16 protein-coding genes are annotated in these 18,060 nt (G+C 50.4%); 6 read left to right on the top strand and 10 right to left on the bottom strand.

From position 1 onward, the window contains the following. Window positions 1-5: 5 nt before the first annotated feature. From cdsA to rpsB, 7 genes are all read right to left on the bottom strand, one after another. On the bottom strand, window positions 6-863 hold the full coding sequence (gene cdsA / locus ACF2G4_RS18175) for a phosphatidate cytidylyltransferase (RefSeq protein ID WP_215847568.1): 858 nt from the start codon (window positions 861-863) through the stop codon (window positions 6-8). 18 nt (window positions 864-881) lie between these two features. Further along, a complete protein-coding gene (gene ispU, locus ACF2G4_RS18170; RefSeq protein WP_243078547.1) occupies window positions 882-1,634 on the bottom strand; it encodes a (2E,6E)-farnesyl-diphosphate-specific ditrans,polycis-undecaprenyl-diphosphate synthase in 753 nt (250 codons plus the stop codon). A gap of 171 nt (window positions 1,635-1,805) precedes the next feature. Next, window positions 1,806-3,008 carry a 1-deoxy-D-xylulose-5-phosphate reductoisomerase gene (gene ispC / locus ACF2G4_RS18165; protein WP_332625532.1) on the bottom strand — a complete coding sequence of 401 codons (1,203 nt, stop codon included), beginning with the start codon at window positions 3,006-3,008 and terminating at the stop codon, window positions 1,806-1,808. Between the two features lie 118 nt (window positions 3,009-3,126). Then, complete coding sequence (gene frr, locus ACF2G4_RS18160) at window positions 3,127-3,684, bottom strand: ribosome recycling factor (RefSeq protein ID WP_215847570.1); 558 nt, start codon at window positions 3,682-3,684, stop codon at window positions 3,127-3,129. A gap of 143 nt (window positions 3,685-3,827) precedes the next feature. Next, entirely contained in the window at window positions 3,828-4,553 is a 726-nt protein-coding gene (pyrH, locus tag ACF2G4_RS18155; RefSeq protein ID WP_128084920.1) for a UMP kinase, read from the bottom strand. 156 nt (window positions 4,554-4,709) lie between these two features. Continuing rightward, complete coding sequence (gene tsf / locus ACF2G4_RS18150; protein ID WP_215847571.1) at window positions 4,710-5,561, bottom strand: translation elongation factor Ts; 852 nt, start codon at window positions 5,559-5,561, stop codon at window positions 4,710-4,712. A 180-nt stretch (window positions 5,562-5,741) separates the two neighbouring features. Next, entirely contained in the window at window positions 5,742-6,467 is a 726-nt protein-coding gene (gene rpsB, locus ACF2G4_RS18145) for a 30S ribosomal protein S2 (RefSeq protein WP_243078550.1), read from the bottom strand. A 315-nt stretch (window positions 6,468-6,782) separates the two neighbouring features. On the opposite strand from rpsB, the gene map reads away from it, so the two are divergent. From map to ACF2G4_RS18125, 4 genes are all read left to right on the top strand, one after another. Continuing rightward, a complete protein-coding gene (map, locus tag ACF2G4_RS18140) occupies window positions 6,783-7,577 on the top strand; it encodes a type I methionyl aminopeptidase (protein ID WP_215847572.1) in 795 nt (264 codons plus the stop codon). Between the two features lie 66 nt (window positions 7,578-7,643). Next, window positions 7,644-10,298, top strand: a complete 2,655-nt coding sequence (gene glnD / locus ACF2G4_RS18135; protein ID WP_215847573.1) for a bifunctional uridylyltransferase/uridylyl-removing protein GlnD — start codon at window positions 7,644-7,646, stop codon at window positions 10,296-10,298. Between the two features lie 83 nt (window positions 10,299-10,381). Continuing rightward, on the top strand, window positions 10,382-11,206 hold the full coding sequence (dapD, locus tag ACF2G4_RS18130) for a 2,3,4,5-tetrahydropyridine-2,6-dicarboxylate N-succinyltransferase (protein WP_215847574.1): 825 nt from the start codon (window positions 10,382-10,384) through the stop codon (window positions 11,204-11,206). A gap of 221 nt (window positions 11,207-11,427) precedes the next feature. Beyond that, the gene (locus ACF2G4_RS18125; RefSeq protein WP_215847575.1) at window positions 11,428-11,820 is read left to right on the top strand and encodes a DUF3461 family protein; all 393 of its coding nucleotides are present in this window, start codon (window positions 11,428-11,430) and stop codon (window positions 11,818-11,820) included. A 131-nt stretch (window positions 11,821-11,951) separates the two neighbouring features. On the opposite strand, the gene ACF2G4_RS18120 is transcribed toward ACF2G4_RS18125, so the two are convergent. From ACF2G4_RS18120 to dgt, 3 genes are all read right to left on the bottom strand, one after another. Then, a complete protein-coding gene (locus ACF2G4_RS18120; RefSeq protein WP_215847576.1) occupies window positions 11,952-13,112 on the bottom strand; it encodes a CdaR family transcriptional regulator in 1,161 nt (386 codons plus the stop codon). 184 nt (window positions 13,113-13,296) lie between these two features. Beyond that, complete coding sequence (gene degP / locus ACF2G4_RS18115) at window positions 13,297-14,733, bottom strand: serine endoprotease DegP (protein WP_409075259.1); 1,437 nt, start codon at window positions 14,731-14,733, stop codon at window positions 13,297-13,299. 135 nt (window positions 14,734-14,868) lie between these two features. Next, window positions 14,869-16,359, bottom strand: a complete 1,491-nt coding sequence (gene dgt, locus ACF2G4_RS18110; RefSeq protein WP_215847577.1) for a dGTPase — start codon at window positions 16,357-16,359, stop codon at window positions 14,869-14,871. Between the two features lie 96 nt (window positions 16,360-16,455). Here dgt and mtnN point away from each other — a divergent pair, with 96 nt between their 5' ends. Both mtnN and btuF read left to right on the top strand, forming a co-directional pair. Then, window positions 16,456-17,154: a 5'-methylthioadenosine/S-adenosylhomocysteine nucleosidase gene (mtnN, locus tag ACF2G4_RS18105; protein WP_215847578.1), complete on the top strand. Its 699-nt coding sequence runs from the start codon at window positions 16,456-16,458 to the stop codon at window positions 17,152-17,154. Further along, complete coding sequence (gene btuF / locus ACF2G4_RS18100) at window positions 17,147-17,941, top strand: vitamin B12 ABC transporter substrate-binding protein BtuF (protein ID WP_409075258.1); 795 nt, start codon at window positions 17,147-17,149, stop codon at window positions 17,939-17,941. The genes mtnN and btuF overlap by 8 nt, the downstream gene beginning before the upstream one ends. Window positions 17,942-18,060: the final 119 nt, after the last annotated feature.

Below are 18,060 nucleotides of genomic sequence, written 5' to 3'. Positions count from 1 at the left end.
TGTCCTCAGAGGGTGCGGAACACCAATAGCAATAAACAGGCAAAAACCGGCACGGCTGCGGTCAGACTATCAATGCGGTCAAGAATACCACCGTGGCCAGGAATCAAATTGCCACTGTCTTTAATACCCGCTTCACGTTTGAACATGCTCTCGGTGAGATCACCCAGCGCCGATGCTAATGTCGCGATGACGGCGCAAATGACCAGCGTACCGACAGGCACGCTCAACGGCGCCAGACTAGCAAATAATAATGCAATGATGGCTGAAGAAATCAGACCACCAATAAAGCCTTCCCAGGTTTTACCGGGTGAAACTTTTGGTGCCAGCTTATGTTTACCGAACAGTTTGCCGAACATAAACGCACCTGAATCCGCACCCCATACCAGAAACATAACAAACAGCAGCCACCAGGCTCCCGCGAAGTGATCGCTGTCGTAATGATATTGGCGCAGTGCAAGCATGCCCCAGAAGAAGGGGATAATGGTTAAGATGCCAAACAGTAGGCGCAGCGGGCGCGAATGACGCCATAATGCTGCAGAAGCGGGATAACAGAGCACCAGTAAAAGCGCTACAACCCACCACACTAATGACGCCCAAAGAGAAATTTCCACCTGCGGCAGATGGACATCATGCTGATAGGGAGGAAGTGTAAAAAGCATCAGCGACAGCAATAAGCCACAAAGTACGGCTAACCAGATGCGTTGTTGACGGGATGCCATGCCCGCAAGCTGCCCCCATTCCCAGGCGGCCAGCATGCAGATAATAATGGTTGTAATCGCAAAACCAACGGGCGGTAACCAGAACAGCGCAGCAATCACCAGCGGTATTAGAATAAACGCGGTAATCAGACGAGACTTCAGCAAAGGTTACCCCCAGATTGCTCAGGCGCCGCCTGGTGCAGCGCCGCCATAGCGTCGCTCCCGCAGAGAGAATGCATTCAGTGCACCTTCAAAAACGTGTTCATCGAAATCAGGCCAAAGAACATCGGTAAAATAGAATTCAGCATAGGCAATTTGCCACAGCAGGAAGTTGCTAATCCGATGCTCTCCCCCGGTCCTTATCACTAAATCCACTGGCGCTTGATCCTGCATACACAGGTGCGGTGCCAGATTCTCTTCGGTAATTTGGTCAGGACGTAATAATCCTTCCTGAACCTGTTCTGCCAGTTTTTTTACGCCTTCGATGATATCCCAACGCCCACCATAGTTGGCGGCAATGTTAAGGGTCAAACCATCGTTATTTTCAGTCAGCATTTCAGAACGACGAATACGTTCCTGGATGCGGGCACTGAAACGACTAATATCGCCGATAATACGTAAACGAACATTGTGTTTGTGCAGGCTCTTCACTTCACTGTCGAGTGCCCAGACAAACAGTTCCATTAAGGCAGTCACCTCTTGCGCTGGGCGGCTCCAGTTTTCGCTACTGAAGGCGTACAGCGTCAAGGATTCTAAATTGTTGCTGACAGCAAAGCTAACGGCACGTCGTACCGACTTCACACCGGCTTTATGACCGGTTATACGCAATTTTCCCTGATTTTTAGCCCAGCGACCATTGCCATCCATAATGATAGCAACATGACGTGGACCGTTTCCCTGTTGGTCATCGGTGTTGTTTTGATTGTTAGACGACATAACGCGTAATCAATTCCTTTCATCAGAAATGCTGTGGTTTCTGAATACATTGCGCTCGGTACAAATCCCGACACTCTATGTCGGGCCACACCGAATTCGGTGTCAGACCGTGAAACGCGAGCCAGCGACTATACCAGTTTCACCGGAAGTGAACAAACAGCCTCGGCGCGATCAACGTAATGACGTGACGCGCGGCAACATTTCTGTTGCAACTTTGCGCGCTATGCGATCGATTTCAAGGACTGCGTCCACCGAATCCGGTTCCTGACACGTTTGCGCTGCCAGCACCTCACTATTAAGTGCCGCAATATCAGTAAAGCGGATCTGGTGACTCAGGAAAGCCGCGACGGCAACCTCATTGGCGGCGTTAAGCGTGGTGGTCGCTGCTTGTCCGGCTTCACAGGCATCAATGGCCAGTTTCAAACACGGATAGCGACCATAATCGGGTTCTGCGAATGTCAACGCCGACATGCGGGTGAAGTCCAGCGGCGTGACGCCCGCCTTGATACGCGCTGGCCACGCCATGCTGTGAGCAATCGGCGTACGCATATCGGGAGAACCCAGCTGGGCTAACACGCTCCCATCGCAGTAACGCACCATGGAGTGAATGACCGATTGCGGATGCAAAATCACTTCCATCTGCGCTGCGCTAGCGTTAAACAACCAACGGGCTTCAATGTATTCAAGACCTTTATTCATCATGGTGGCTGAATCAACAGAGATTTTTCGCCCCATTGACCAGTTCGGATGTGCACATGCCTGATCGGGCGACATACCCGCCAGATCGGTTAATTGCGTGTCACGAAAAGGACCACCTGATCCCGTAAGAATAATCGACTCAATGCCATTATCCTGGAGGTCAGCGTAACCTAACTGATGCTGGATGGAAGCCGGTAAACTCTGAAAAATGGCGTTATGCTCGCTGTCGACGGGCAGTAATTGCGCGTTATGTTGGCGTACAGCCTCCATAAACAAACGGCCGCAGGTGACAAGGGATTCTTTATTCGCCAACAGGACAGTTTTACTGGCGCGAATAGCGGCCAGCGTGGGGAGTAAGCCCGATGCACCAACAATCGCCGCCATGACCTGATCGACGTCGTCCAATGCTGCCAGTTCGCAAGCCGCCTGAACGCCGGAGAGCACTTCGGTATTTACCTTGAGTGCTCTCAGTCGTTCACGCAGCGCCGCTGCTGAAGTTTCATCGGCCATCGCCGCATAGCGTGGTTGAAAAGTTGCGCACTGTTCAGCCATCAAATCAACGTTGTGGCCGGCAACTAATGCGGTTACCTGATATAAATCTGGATTAGCGCGAATTACCGCCAGCGTGCTGACGCCAATCGAACCGGTTGAACCTAGCAGAGTTAGTCGCTTCATTATGCTGTCCATGTGAAGTCAAAAAGGCCGTGCTAAGAAGCACAATGTAAAACGCCGCCAGATAGCGTATTCGAGAGAATACTTCATCTGTACGGCGTTTTGTCTGGCAGTGATGGGATTAGAAATCCATCAGCTCTTTCTCTTTTTCTGACAGAGCAGCATCAACATTCTTGATGTGTGCATCAGTCATTTTTTGAATCTCGTCTTGCGTACGACGCTCGTCGTCTTCGCTGATCTCTTTATCTTTCAGCAATGCTTTGATTTTATCGTTGGCATCGCGGCGGACGTTACGTACCGACACTCGGCCCTGCTCGGCTTCGCCGCGCACGATTTTAATCAAATCTTTACGACGTTCTTCGGTTAACGCAGGCAGCGGAACACGGATGTCTGTACCGGCTGAACTTGGGTTCAGACCGAGATCAGACGTCATGATCGCTTTCTCAACGGCTGGGCCGAGTGAGCGATCAAACACGTTGATTTTCAGCGTGCGTGAGTCTTCTACGGTAACAGAAGCCAGCTGACGCAGCGGCGTCGGCGTGCCGTAATATTCGACGATGATACCGTCGAGCAGCGAAGGTGAAGCACGGCCCGTGCGTATTTTGCTGATGGTGTTTTTGAATGCTTCCACGCATTTGTCCATGCGCATATCAGCATCTTTTTTGATGTCGTTAATCACGTTGAAACCCTTGGATTCGGTTTGACCTGGCCAGTTCCGGCATAACCGGAAGCGGGATCGATAATCATCGATAATCCTGACTGGTGCGCGATGAATTGTCACCGCGCTGACAGAATATACCTTATTTTATCTCGCCTCGGGTATTAATGCGTAATCAGGGTACCTTCTTTTTCACCCATCACTACGCGGCGCAACGCGCCAGGCTTATTCATGTTGAAGACGCGAATCGGCAATTTATGGTCACGCGCCAGCGTAAAGGCAGCAAGATCCATCACTTTCAGCTCTTGATCCAGCACTTCAGCATAGGTCAATTGTTCGTAAAGTGTCGCATCAGGATTTTTCACTGGATCGGCTGAGTAAACACCGTCAACCTTGGTCGCTTTCAATACCACGTCGGCTTCAATCTCGATGCCGCGCAGGCAAGCTGCAGAGTCAGTGGTGAAGAAAGGATTACCCGTACCCGCAGAGAAAATCACAACACGGTTATTCCGCAACAGGCTGATAGCTTCGGCCCAGCTGTAATTGTCACACACGCCATTCAGTGGAATTGCAGACATCAGGCGCGCATTAACATATGCACGGTGCAGCGCATCACGCATCGCCAGGCCGTTCATCACGGTCGCCAGCATGCCCATGTGATCGCCTACAACGCGATTCATGCCAGCTTGTGCAAGACCAGCACCACGGAACAAGTTACCGCCGCCAATCACGACGCCAACCTGGATGCCCAGTTCGACCAGCTCTTTCACCTCTTGTGCCATGCGGTCAAGCACACTCGCGTCAATACCAAAACCTTCGGCGCCTTGCAGTGCTTCGCCACTCAGTTTTAGCAGGATACGTTGATAAACAGGTTTTGCGTTGGTCGCCATGGCAATTCTTCCTGGAAGATATGATGAAAAGGAGAAGTAAAATCTGATCGATCATCCGCTTACCGCAATGAAATTGCTATTGGGATGAGACTGAAAATGTATCTGTTGCAAATCACAGACAAAAAAGAACCGCCTTCTGGCGGTTCTTTCAGAACATTAAGACTGTTTAGACATTGCTGCAACTTCTGCAGCGAAGTCAGATTCAGCTTTCTCAATGCCTTCACCCACTTCGAAGCGGATGAAGTTGATAACGTCAGCGCCCTGCTCTTTCAGAGCCTGGCCAACAGTTTTGCTTGGGTCGATAACAAAAGCCTGACCGGTCAGAGAAACTTCGCCGGTGAATTTCTTCATGCGGCCTTCAACCATTTTCTCTGCGATTTCTTTTGGCTTGCCAGATTGCATCGCGATGTCCAGCTGAACCTGGTATTCTTTGTCAACCACTTCAGAAGATACGTCTTCTGGTTTAACAAACTCAGGCTTGCTCGCTGCAACATGCATAGCGATCTGCTTAATCAGCTCTTCGTTAGCGCCTTTGGTTGAAACCAGAACGCCAATACGTGCGCCGTGCAGGTAGCTGCCCAGCTCTTCGCCTTCCAGGATCGCAACGCGACGAATGTTGATGTTCTCACCGATTTTAGCAACCAGCGCCACGCGCTCTTCTTCGAATTGCGCTTTCAGAACTTCAACATCAGTAACGCGGTCGGTCGCAGCAGCTTCCAGAACTTTGTCTGCGAATGCCTGGAAACCACCATCTTTAGCGACAAAGTCGGTCTGGCAGTTGACTTCCAGAATCACACCGTAGTTGCCAACGATTTTGGTTTTGATCACGCCGTCAGCAGCTACGTTGCCTGCTTTTTTCGCTGCTTTAATTGCGCCAGACTTACGCATGTTTTCGATTGCCAGCTCAATGTCGCCATTCGCTTCAGTCAGCGCTTTTTTGCAATCCATCATGCCTGCGCCAGTACGTTCGCGCAGTTCTTTTACCAATGCAGCGGTAATATCAGCCATTCCAGAATCCTCGGTTCGTACCTGTGTACATTTGCACTAGCAGGCACTTATTGCGGAAAGATTACTCTGTCCCGCCTTCCCAATGGGGGCGTTACAGACTTAGATAAAATAAAGGGGCCAATCTTGGCCCCTTACAGATCACATCTGAATACTAAGGGCTCTTATGCAGAGCAAACCTTATTAAGCGTTTTCTAAAGACGCTTCTTCAGCTTGCTCAGCCAGATCCTGAGAACGGCCTTCGCGAACAGTGGTCGCAACGGCAGTCAGGTACAGGCTTACAGCACGGATCGCATCGTCGTTACCAGGGATAACGAAATCAACGCCATCTGGATCAGAGTTGGTATCAACGATAGCAAATACTGGGATACCCAGGTTGTTTGCTTCTTTGATTGCGATGTGTTCGTGGTCAGCATCGACAACAAACAGTGCATCCGGCAAACCGCCCATATCTTTGATACCGCCCAAGCTGTTTTCCAGCTTGGCCAGTTCACGAGCGCGCATCAGCGCTTCTTTTTTGGTCAGTTTGTCGAAAGTACCGTCCTGAGACTGAGTCTCAAGGTCTTTCAGACGTTTGATAGACTGACGAACAGTTTTCCAGTTAGTCAGCATGCCACCCAACCAGCGGTGGTTTACGAAGAACTGGTCGCAGCTCAGTGCAGACTCTTTTACCGCTTCAGCAGCAGCGCGCTTAGTACCAACGATCAGGATCTTACCTTTACGGGAAGAGATCTTGTTCAGTTCAGCCAGAGCGTCGTTGAACATTGGTACAGTTTTCTCAAGGTTGATGATGTGAACTTTATTACGTGAACCAAAGATGAATGGCTTCATTTTTGGGTTCCAGTAACGGGTCTGGTGACCGAAGTGAACACCAGCCTTGAGCATGTCGCGCATGGAAACAGTTGCCATGATTACCTCTATGAGTGATTGGGGTTGGGCCTCCATGTATCCCATACAACCGACCTCTTACAAGGCACCCCGGCGTATGTGTCGATACATGTGTGTTTTATTACACATAATGAGAGTTATGCGTTTCCTGCCGACCAAAACGGTCGTACAGAGAATCGTCGGCGCGCTTTATACCATAATCACGCCCGAGACACCAATAATAGTTCGCTAACTCAGGCCAGCGCGTTCTCTATTTGGCAGCCTATTTGCTGGCTGCTAACATGACAGCACAGAATTTATTATTGTCGATATTTTCGACAAATGCGGATTAATTTAATGGCAATCTCAATAAAAACCCCTGAAGAAATCGAAAAAATGCGCGTCGCGGGCCGTCTGGCTGCCGAGGTGCTGGAGATGATTGAACAGCACGTAAAGCCGGGTGTCACCACTGGCGAGCTGGATCGCATCTGTCACGACTACATCACCAACGAGCAGCACGCGATTTCCGCTTGCCTCGGCTATCACGGTTTCCCGAAATCCGTGTGCATCTCTATCAATGAAGTTGTGTGTCATGGTATTCCCAGCGATGATCGTCCCCTAAAAGATGGAGATATCATTAACATTGACGTCACCGTGATCAAAAATGAGTATCATGGAGACACCTCAAAAATGTTTCTTGTTGGCAAGTCCACTATTCAGGGCGAGCGTCTGTGCCGCGTCACTCAGGAAAGCCTTTATCTGTCGCTGCGCCTGATCAAGCCAGGCATTCGCTTACGCGAGCTGGGCCGCGCTATTCAAAAATATGTTGAAGCGAACGACTTCTCCGTAGTACGTGAATATTGTGGTCACGGCATTGGCAAAGGCTTCCATGAAGAGCCGCAAGTATTACATTACGATGCAGACGACAGCGGCGTTGTGCTGCAAGCGGGCATGACCTTCACGGTTGAACCGATGGTCAACGCGGGTGATTACCGCATCCGCACCATGAAAGATGGCTGGACGGTGAAAACCAAAGATCGCAGCTTGTCCGCACAGTACGAGCATACTATTGTGGTGACGGAAAACGGCTGTGAGATTTTAACCCTGCGTAAAGACGACACCATTCCTGCAGTGTTAGTCAACGAAGGGTGATTCCCCCACTTAAGAAAAGGCCGGCGCTATGCCGGTTTTTTTATGGCTAAAGAAGAGAAGAGCTGCATGAGTGTGAGCCTGTCGGATGATGTTAAAAATGGCCTAAAAGATTCCCCCGCGCATTGGGATGATGACCAGCTAACACGCGAACTGCTAAAACAGCGGCTGGAGAATTTTCAGCAATATTTAGCTGCAGCGTTCGACGCAGGTGAAGCGGTTGAAACATTGATCGATGCGCGTACGTTGTATATCGATCGCCTGCTGCGTCGTTTGTGGCGTTTCTTTGGTTTTGACAGCATGAAGTCTATCGCCTTGGTTGCGGTAGGTGGTTATGGGCGCGCCGAACTGCATCCCCTTTCCGATATTGATGTCCTGATCCTCAGCCGTCAGCCACTCGACGAACAGGCGGCGCAGCGCACCAGCGAACTGCTGACCCTGATGTGGGATCTCAAACTTGAAGTCGGTCACAGCGTCCGAACGCTGGAAGAGTGTTTGCTGGAGGGTTTGTCCGATCTGACTGTCGCCACCAACCTGATTGAATCACGCATGCTGACTGGCGATGTCGCGCTCTTTCTTGAATTGCAAAAAAATGTCTTCAGCGATGGGTTCTGGCCTTCCTCTGATTTCTTTGCCGCCAAAATTGAAGAGCAGCAAGAGCGTCATAAACGCTACCACGGCACCAGTTATAACCTTGAACCCGATATTAAAAGTAGCCCCGGCGGATTACGCGATATTCACACGCTGCAATGGGTTGCGCGACGCCATTTCGGTGCCACCACGCTGGATGAAATGGTTGGGTTTGGCTTCCTCACGGAGGTTGAGCGCAACGAACTCAATGAATGTCAGGATTTTCTCTGGCGTATCCGCTTCGCCCTGCACCTTTCGCTGACGCGTTATGACAACCGTTTGTTATTTGATCGCCAGCTAAGCGTGGCTCAGCGCCTGAATTATCAAGGCGAAGGCAACGAGCCGGTTGAACGCATGATGAAAGATTTTTATCGCGTCACCCGTCGCATCAGCGAACTGAACCACATGCTGCTTCAACTGTTCGATGAAGCGATTTTAGCCCTTTCTACCAGTGAAAAACCGTGTCCAATAGATGATGATTTCCAGCTACGCGGTGACTTGATCGATCTGCGCGATGAAACCCTGTTTGGTCGCGAGCCGCAGGCGATTCTGCGCATGTTCTACGTCATGGTACGCAACGAAAATATCAAAGGTATCTACTCCACAACCTTGCGCCATTTGCGTTATGCACGTCGTCATCTTAAGCAACCGCTATGTCAGATTCCCGAAGCGCGTCAGCTGTTCATGGCCATTTTGCGCCATCCAGGTGCTGTTAGCCGTGCGCTGGTTCCTATGCATCGCCATAGCGTGCTGTGGGCTTATACGCCGCTTTGGGGACATATCGTCGGGCAAATGCAGTTTGACCTGTTTCATGCTTACACCGTTGATGAACATACTATTCGCGTGTTGCAGAAACTGGAAAGCTTTGCCAACGAAGCAACGCGCCCGCAACATCCTCTGTGCGTCGAACTGTGGCCGCGTCTGCCGCAGCAAGAACTGCTGCTGATGGCAGCATTGCTGCACGATATCGCCAAAGGACGCAACGGCGATCATTCGATTCTCGGCGCGCAGGACGCACTCGATTTCGCCGAACTGCATGGGCTCAATTCGCGTGAAACGCAATTAGTGGCCTGGCTGGTGCGCCATCATTTGTTGATGTCAGTCACCGCCCAACGTCGTGATATTCAGGATCCTACTGTTATTCAACAGTTTGCTGAAATCATGCAAAATGAAAACCGCCTGCGCTATCTGGTGTGTTTGACCGTAGCGGATATCTGCGCAACCAATGAAAGTTTATGGAACAGTTGGAAGCAGAGTTTATTGCGAGAGCTGTTCTTTGCGACGGAAAAACAGCTGCGTCGTGGCATGGAAAATAGCCCGGATCTGCGCGAACGCGTGCGCCATCATCGCTTACAGGCTTTGGCCCTGTTGCGCATGGACAATATCGATGAAGAACGTTTGCACCAGATTTGGAATCGCTGTCGCGCTGATTATTTCCTGCGACATACGCCAAACCAAATTGCCTGGCACGCTCGACATTTAATGGGACACGATCTGACTAAACCGTTGGTATTGGTCAGCCCGCAAGCCACGCGCGGCGGCACTGAGATTTTTATCTGGAGTCCGGATCGCCCTCACCTATTCGCGGCGGTTGCTGGCGAACTGGATCGCCGTAACCTCAGCGTTCACGATGCACAAATTTTTACCAGCCGCGATGGCATGGCAATGGACACGTTTATTGTGCTGGAACCGGACGGCAGCCCACTGGCACCGGATCGTCACCCCATCATCATTCAAGCGCTGGAACAGGCGATTACCCAATCAGATTGGGTTCCGCCACGCACTCGCCGTCAGTCCGCCAAGCTGAAACACTTTAGCGTTGATACCGAAGTCAACTTCCTGCCTACGCACACCGATCGGCGCAGTTATCTTGAACTGGTGGCGCTCGATCAGCCGGGCTTGTTGGCACGCGTAGGTGAAGTGTTCGCCGATCTCGGCGTCTCACTGCACGGCGCACGCATCAGCACCATTGGCGAACGCGTCGAAGATTTGTTTATTTTAGCAAACAGCGATCGCCTGGCGCTTGATGAGGAAATGCGCAAAGCGTTGCAACAACGGTTGACAGAAACCCTTAATCCAAACGATAAAGTGTGACCGCAATCGATTTGTGAAATTAAAACTCTTTACTTGTATCGGGTCATTACCCGGCACTGAACACGACAAATCAGGAAAAAAACATGCAACAGTTACAGAGCGTTATTGAATCCGCCTTCGAACGTCGCGCCGACATGACACCGAACAATGTCGATACCGAAACCCGTGATGCCATCAATCAAGTTATCTCATTACTGGACAGCGGTGCGCTGCGCGTTTCTGAAAAGATTGACGGCGAATGGATAACGCATCAGTGGCTGAAGAAGGCGGTACTGCTGTCATTCCGCATCAATGACAACCAGGTTATGGAAGGCGCTGAAACGCGTTTTTATGACAAAGTGCCAATGAAATTTGCCGGTTGGGATGAGGCGCGCTTCAAAGAAGCCGGTTTCCGTGTGGTGCCACCCGCAGCCGTTCGTCAGGGCGCGTTCATTGCACGTAATACCGTGTTGATGCCTTCTTACGTCAACATTGGTGCTTTCGTTGACGAAGGAACAATGGTTGATACGTGGGCGACCGTGGGTTCTTGCGCGCAGATCGGTAAAAACGTTCACCTGTCAGGCGGCGTTGGCATTGGTGGTGTGTTGGAGCCGCTGCAGGCTAACCCAACCATCATTGAAGATAACTGCTTCATTGGTGCACGTTCAGAAATCGTAGAAGGCGTGATCGTAGAAGAAGGCGCTGTGATTTCAATGGGTGTCTACATTGGACAAAGCACCAAGATTTATGATCGTGAAACCGGTGAAGTGCATTACGGACGCGTACCAGCAGGTTCTGTGGTGGTTTCCGGTAACTTGCCGTCTAAAGATGGCAGTTACAGCTTGTACTGTGCAGTAATCGTTAAGAAAGTTGACGCGAAAACCTTGGGTAAAGTAGGCATCAACGAACTGTTGCGTACTATCGACTAAAGCATCAGACGGGCTGGAAATCAGTCCGTCATCTTTTCTTTACACTTCTCGCCCAACATCCTGATTCGCGCCACGAATTAACAGGTGCGTTTGTTTTTCAAACAGTTCATAATCCGCGCCAGTTAAATCCTGTCGCGCAATGTTCATCCTGTTATTAATGTCTACAGTTGTTAAGTCATGAACACATCTGCGCGCTTCTCAATCTTGGTGGAAACAACGCTATGTACGACAATCTTAAAAGCTTAGGCATCAATAATCCCGACGATATCGACCGTTACAGCCTGCGTCAGGAAGCAAACAACGACATTCTGAAGATTTACTTTCGCAAAGATAAAGGTGAATTCTTCGCTAAAAGCGTCAAGTTTAAATACCCACGTCAGCGCAAAACCGTGGTTGCCGATCACGCGAGTCAGGGTTACAAAGAAGTTCAGGAAATCAGCCCGAATCTGCGCTATGTGATTGATGAATTAGATCAAATTTGCCAGCGCGATCAGGTTGAAGTTGATCTGAAACGTAAAATTCTTGATGACTTGCGTCATTTAGAAAGCGTGGTCTCACACAAGATCACAGAAATTGAATCAGACCTTGATAAATTAACCCGTAATTCACGTTAATCTCACCGCTCTGATATAAAAGGCTGGCTGACGCTGGCCTTTTTTATTTTCGGCCGAATACCCCTTAATACGCATGGTTTCTCTCAACATCGCTACGCAGCGACTTGCTGCGTTTGCCGTCAAAAAGCGGGCTAGCCGCCCTGCTCATCAAGCTGTAGTGCCACATACAACAACAGCCGATCGTCAAAATGGCTCAGATTAAGCCCCGTCAATTCAGAGATACGGTTCAGTCGATATTCCAGCGTATTACGATGTATAAACAGCGCCCGCGCCGTGGCGCTCGGCTGTACGTTATGGGTAAACCAGGCAATTAAGGTACGGCGCAACAAGCCGTTATTATCCATGCTTTTTAGCTTCGCCAACGGCCGCGCCAGCTCGTTCGCCTGCCATCCACCACGCAAACTATCCAGCAATACCGGCAACACTAAATCCTGATAAAAATAACTTCTTACATCCGGCATCCGCTGTTTACCGACCATCATGGTGGTGCGAGCGGTACGATAAGATCGCGCAATGCTACCAGGCCCCGTAAAATAGTTACCCAAGGCGATGCGCATACGTATTTGTCCGCTCTCTTTCATACGATGCAAAAGCTGTTCAACACGCTTACGGTGGTCTTCCTGATCGTAACGTCCGTGCGGATTAAGTGCCGGTTTCAGCACCACCATTTCTGTTAACGAAACAATGGCGATCAAGTTATCGCGCTCCGGCGTAGTAAGCAGCGTTTGCAGCTGTTGGAGTTCGGACATGGCACTGTCAACGCCGAGCTGTCCGCTGTCCACTTCCACGACTGCGACGACACGTGGCTGATTAAGATCGATGCCCAGCCGCTGCGCCCACTCGGTTAGCTGTGGCGATAAGGTATCGCTGCGAATCAGATTAAGCACCAGCTCTTCACGTAAACGGCTGTCCTGTGCCAGCATGTGCAGCAAGCGCGCCTGCTCCAGCATCATTTCTGCAGTCATACACACCAGCTCGCCATAATGACGCAGCGCGACTGGCTCGCCGGTCAGTCCGATCACTCCAACGATATCGCCATCAATACGCAGTGGCAGATTTATGCCTGGCCTGACGCCGTGCAGATGCTTAGCTACCGCTTCATCAATGTCTACCACCCGTCCCTGAGAGAGCACCAGCAAAGCACCTTCGTGCAATTCTCCAATACGCTCCCGATCACCGCTGCCAATAATCCGTCCACGTGCGTCCATGACGTTGACATTGCTATCAATAATTCTCATGGTGCGTGCCACAATATCTTGGGCTAGTCGAGCGTCGAGGTGATAGGTAGCCATCCATTACTCCTGACAAAGAGGGGAATGACAGAATACGCGTAGGTTACGTACAGAACATTGTGCAACTGCACAGAGCCAGAGTGTCATTTACTCATTTTGCGGCGGCCATCACATTCTGATCGTTTAGCGCGTGGGTACAAAAAAGGCGGGCCAAAGCCCGCCTGAATCAGATAATCTTGAATTTTTACTGCATCAGCAAGTAAAGGTTACTGTCGCCGCGCTTCACGTTAAGCGCGAGCACGGAGGGCTTGCTGTCGAGGATCTTGCGCAGTTCGCCCAGATTAGCGACGCTTTGCTGGTTCACGCCCATGATCACATCGCCTTTCTTCAGGCCAATGCGCGCAGCTGAGCTGCCCGGCTTAACATTATCGATACGCACACCTTTATCACTGGTGTCGCTGTTGCTGAGATCGGCGCCTTCAATACCGGTATAAATGATGGCGGATTGCACTTTATCCTGCGTGCTTTGCTGCAACTGCACGGAAACGTCCATGGGTTTACCGTCACGCAACAAGCCCAGTTTTAAGGTTGTACCAATCGGTAATGTACCTACTTCGGCACGCAGCGCAGCGAAGCTGGTTAATGGCTTACCGTTCATCGACACCACGACATCGCCCGCTTTGATACCCGCTTTTGCTGCGGCGGAATTGGGCAGCACCTGGCTAACAAATGCACCGCGCTGGGCATCCACTTTCATCGCTTTTGCCAGTTCAGAGTTAAGCTCGGTGCCCATAACGCCCAGTTCACCGCGTTTCACCTGACCAAACTCCACCATCTGTCCGGTGAGGTTTTTAACCATGTTACTTGGGATAGCAAAACCGATACCGATATTACCGCCATCTGGTGCCAAAATTGCGGTGTTAATCCCAATCAGTTCACCGTTGAGATTGACCAGCGCTCCGCCGGAGTTACCACGGTTAATCGCCGCATCGGTCTGAATAAAGTTTTCGTAGTTTTCTACGTTCAATCCGCTACGACCCAGCGCTGAAACGATGCCCGATGTTACGGTTTCACCCAAGCCGTAAGGGTTGCCGATGGCGACGGTGTAGTCACCCACGCGCAAATTATCGGAGTCAGCAATTTTCACAGCAGTGAGGTTTTTGGCATCTTGCAGCTGAATTAACGCGATGTCAGAGCTGGGATCTTTACCAATCACTTTAGCGTCATAACGGCGACCATCGCTGAGCTGCACCTGAATTTTGGTGGCGTTGTTAACCACATGGTTATTGGTTACTACGTAGCCTTTTTCAGCATTAATGACCACGCCTGAACCCAGAGCCCGGAATTTTTCTTTCTGGGTATCTGGCGCGTTGCCCCCCTCGCTGCCGCCACCGTTTTGACACATTGGCGAGCTCTGGAACGGCGAACCGTCCTGGCAGAACGGTGAATCATCACCAAAAAATTGTTGGAACTGCTGCGGCATGCGCGGCGTTTTTACCGTAGTGCTGCCTTCAACACTGATACTGACAACAGAAGGCATCACTTTTTCTAACATAGGAGCCAAGCTGGGTAATTGCTGACTGGTAGAAGAGGCCGTTTCTGCTGCGAGAACACTAACAGGCGTCAGTGCCATACCAAGACTCAGCGCCAGCGCGCTTAACATTAGAACTTTTTTTTTCATTTTTCGGTATCTCTCAAAAATTATCGTCCAGACCCTTGCTGTGGTCGTATGATGAGATAAATGTTTTAACGTGAAGTTCCAGGAAAAGTTTTAGGTAAAAGTAAAAATTTATGCGCGCTCTTTACAATTCGCCCTTTATTCCACCGCCATCAAGCGACGATACTCATCCCAGGCATAAAGGTCGGTCATGCCGCTAATGTAATCCTGAATAAGGCGAAAACGATAATAACGCTCCCATAACAGACGCTCATATTTATGTTTTACCACCAGCGAACGCATTGCCTGCTGATAAGCTTTACGATGTTTTCCTGAAAGTTTATGAAACAAACGGGTTTCAATGGGATGCTGAGGAAGAAAATCTTCATTAATCAATGCAGTGAAAGCTTCGTAATTCAGCTTCATCAACGGTTCATAAATTTCTAATAGTCCTTTAATGACGCGATAACCTTGTAACTCCAGCTGTTCGACTTCGGAATGGTTAAATACCTGCTGCCGCGCCACGGTTTTAAATATCTGAAGAAGCCGCCCTTCTTCCCCCTCATCCTCTAATAAAGCATGATTAAAGCTACCATCAAAAATAGCGGCAAGATTATCAACAAAACGTTTTACTGCGTAGCCCACCAAAACGTTTTGAACATTGACACGTAGCGACATAAAAAATTGATCGCTGCGGCTGCGGCGCTTTTTGCTGCAGGCTTCACGCCAGGCCTCACCAATAGTTCGGCTAAATGCATCGTTGGGTTTAATTGTTCCCCAGGCTTTACTGAGAAATTCATACAAACTGTCGACATTAAAAATGGCTTTTTCTACCGCATCATCCAGATCGGCAATGCAATAAGAGATATCATCTGCCGCTTCCATTATATAAGTCAGCGGGAAACGATGATGCTCATCCATATTCGTCTCAGCCCGTAGCTCAGCAATATAATCTCGCTCGGATAAATAGAAGCCCGGTTTTTTCATTAATACGCTATATTCAGCCGGTTTTTCGCCTTGCCACCAGGCGGGTGCTGTATATTTCAACACGCAGGCAACTTGTGAATAGCTGAGATTCAGCTGCAGCAAAGTATGCACCATGCGAATGGCCTGCGCGTTGCCTTCAAAATGACATAAATCCTGGCGAATCATGGCATTCATTTGATCAAAAGCGCTGCGCTGCTCATCGGTTTCAACGCCAGCAACCAACGGATCCACCAAGTTTGCGGGTAACTTATCCTCAAACCAGTCGTTAATTGCCGCTTCGCCAAAATGGCCAAACGGCGGATTGCCGACGTCGTGCAGCAGGCACGCCATTTCCACTAAGCTCTCAAAGGCACCTTCCAGCTCATCCAGACCATATTGCGCCAGCCCGCCCTGCATTTTCAGGGTTTGCAGGATCTCTTTACTGATATAGCGTCCGGTTTGTTGCACTTCAAGCGAATGGGTTAAACGCGAGCGCACCGCCGCATTTCGCTCTAAAGGAAAGACCTGGGTTTTCTGTTGCAAACGACGAATGGCCGCCGAGTTAATTATTCGACCGCGGTCACTTTCAAAATGGCGGCTAATATAATATTCCCCTTCGGGATCTTTTCGGCTGGTATAAGGGCGAGTAAAGCTGATCTTCGTCCTGAAATTGATCGCTGCCATTAATTGCCCCTCTTTTTTTCGTGAATTAATCCCCTGTCAGCCATGGTAGACTATGCCTTAATTTCGGCGAAAACATCTACATTAGCGAGACTCTTTATGAAAGCAGGCATTATTGGCGCGATGGAGCAGGAAGTCACTCTACTGCGTGACAAAATTGAAAACCGTCAAACCTTATCACTGGCTGGCTGCGAAATTTACACCGGCACGCTTAATGGCGTTGAGGTGGCTCTGCTGAAATCGGGCATCGGTAAAACTGCAGCTGCGCTTGGTACGACGCTGTTGTTACAGCTCTGCAAACCCGATGTCGTCATCAATACCGGTTCTGCGGGCGGTTTAGCGCCTACGCTGAAAGTGGGCGATATTGTGGTTTCGGAAGAGGTGCGTTATCACGATGCAGATGTCACCGCCTTTGGTTACGCGCCCGGCCAAATGGCGGGCTGCCCGGCAGCATTTGTTGCCGATGCGAATTTGATTGCGCAGGCAGAAGCCTGCATTCAGCAGTTGGATCTCAATGCAGTGCGTGGTTTGGTGGTGAGCGGCGATGCTTTCATCAACGGCGCTGAGCCGCTGGCACGCATTCGTAACACCTTCCCGCAGGCCATTGCCGTAGAGATGGAAGCCACCGCGATTGGTCACGTCTGCCATCAATTCGCGGTGCCTTTCGTGGTGGTTCGCGCCATTTCGGACGTTGCCGATCAAGAATCACATTTGAGCTTTGATGAGTTCCTCAGCGTTGCGGCAAAACAGTCGTCGCTGATGGTAGAAAACTTGCTGGCGCGCCTGGCGCGTGGCTAAACGTTTTCTGCTCTGCTGGCTGCTGCTGTTTAGCGGCAGCCTGTTCGCTTCAACCCCACGCGTTATCGCTCTCGCCCCGCATTTGACCGAATTGGCTTTCGCCGCAGGCATCACACCAATTGCCGTTAGCGCCTGGTCAGACTATCCGACTGCTGCGCAAAAAATCGAACAGGTTGCCAACTGGCAAGGCATCAAAGTTGAGCGCATTTTGCAGCTAAAACCGGATGTGGTGTTGGCGTGGCGTGGCGGCAATCCACAACGTCAAATAGATCAATTGCAGCAGTTGGGTATCAAAATTGAATGGATTGATCCCGCTAATCTGGCAGGCATGATCGATGCGCTGGCCGCGCTAGGGAAATGGAGTCCGCATCCTGAGCAGGCGGAAAAGGCGGCGCAACAGCTGCGCCAGCAGGAAGCTGAATTGCGTCAGCATTACGCTTCGCTGACATCGATTCCGCTGTTTTTGCAGTTTGGTCAGCAGCCACTTTTCACCGCAGCTAAAGCGACCTTGCAGAACGACATCATTGAGCTGTGCGGCGGCAGAAATATTTTTGCTGATAGCCGCGTCAGCTGGCCACAAGTCAGCCGCGAACAAGTGTTAATGCGCCATCCTCAAGCGATAGTGATGGGCGGAAACACGCAGCAGGCAAGGAACGTAGCGCGATTCTGGCAGCCGCAGCTTAGCGTGCCGGTGATTGCTATCAATGATGACTGGCTAAGCCGCCCGGGCCCGCGTCTGATGCTGGCAGCAAAACAACTCTGTACAGCGCTCCATCCAGCACCATAAAATTTGCATAATCGATTAAAGAAAAACCAACTATTGCCGTTAATTACTACATGAGACGCGCGAGCCACGTATGCTCGCCGTCCTTTTGCGCATAAGCGCCTTTTGACTACACCAGGACC

This window comes from Pantoea phytostimulans (assembly GCF_046118715.1).
GTDB classification, from domain to species: Bacteria; Pseudomonadota; Gammaproteobacteria; order Enterobacterales; family Enterobacteriaceae; genus Pantoea; species Pantoea phytostimulans.
The sequence above is the reverse complement of the archived record's forward strand: the minus strand, read 5'-3'. Positions and strand labels throughout refer to the sequence as shown.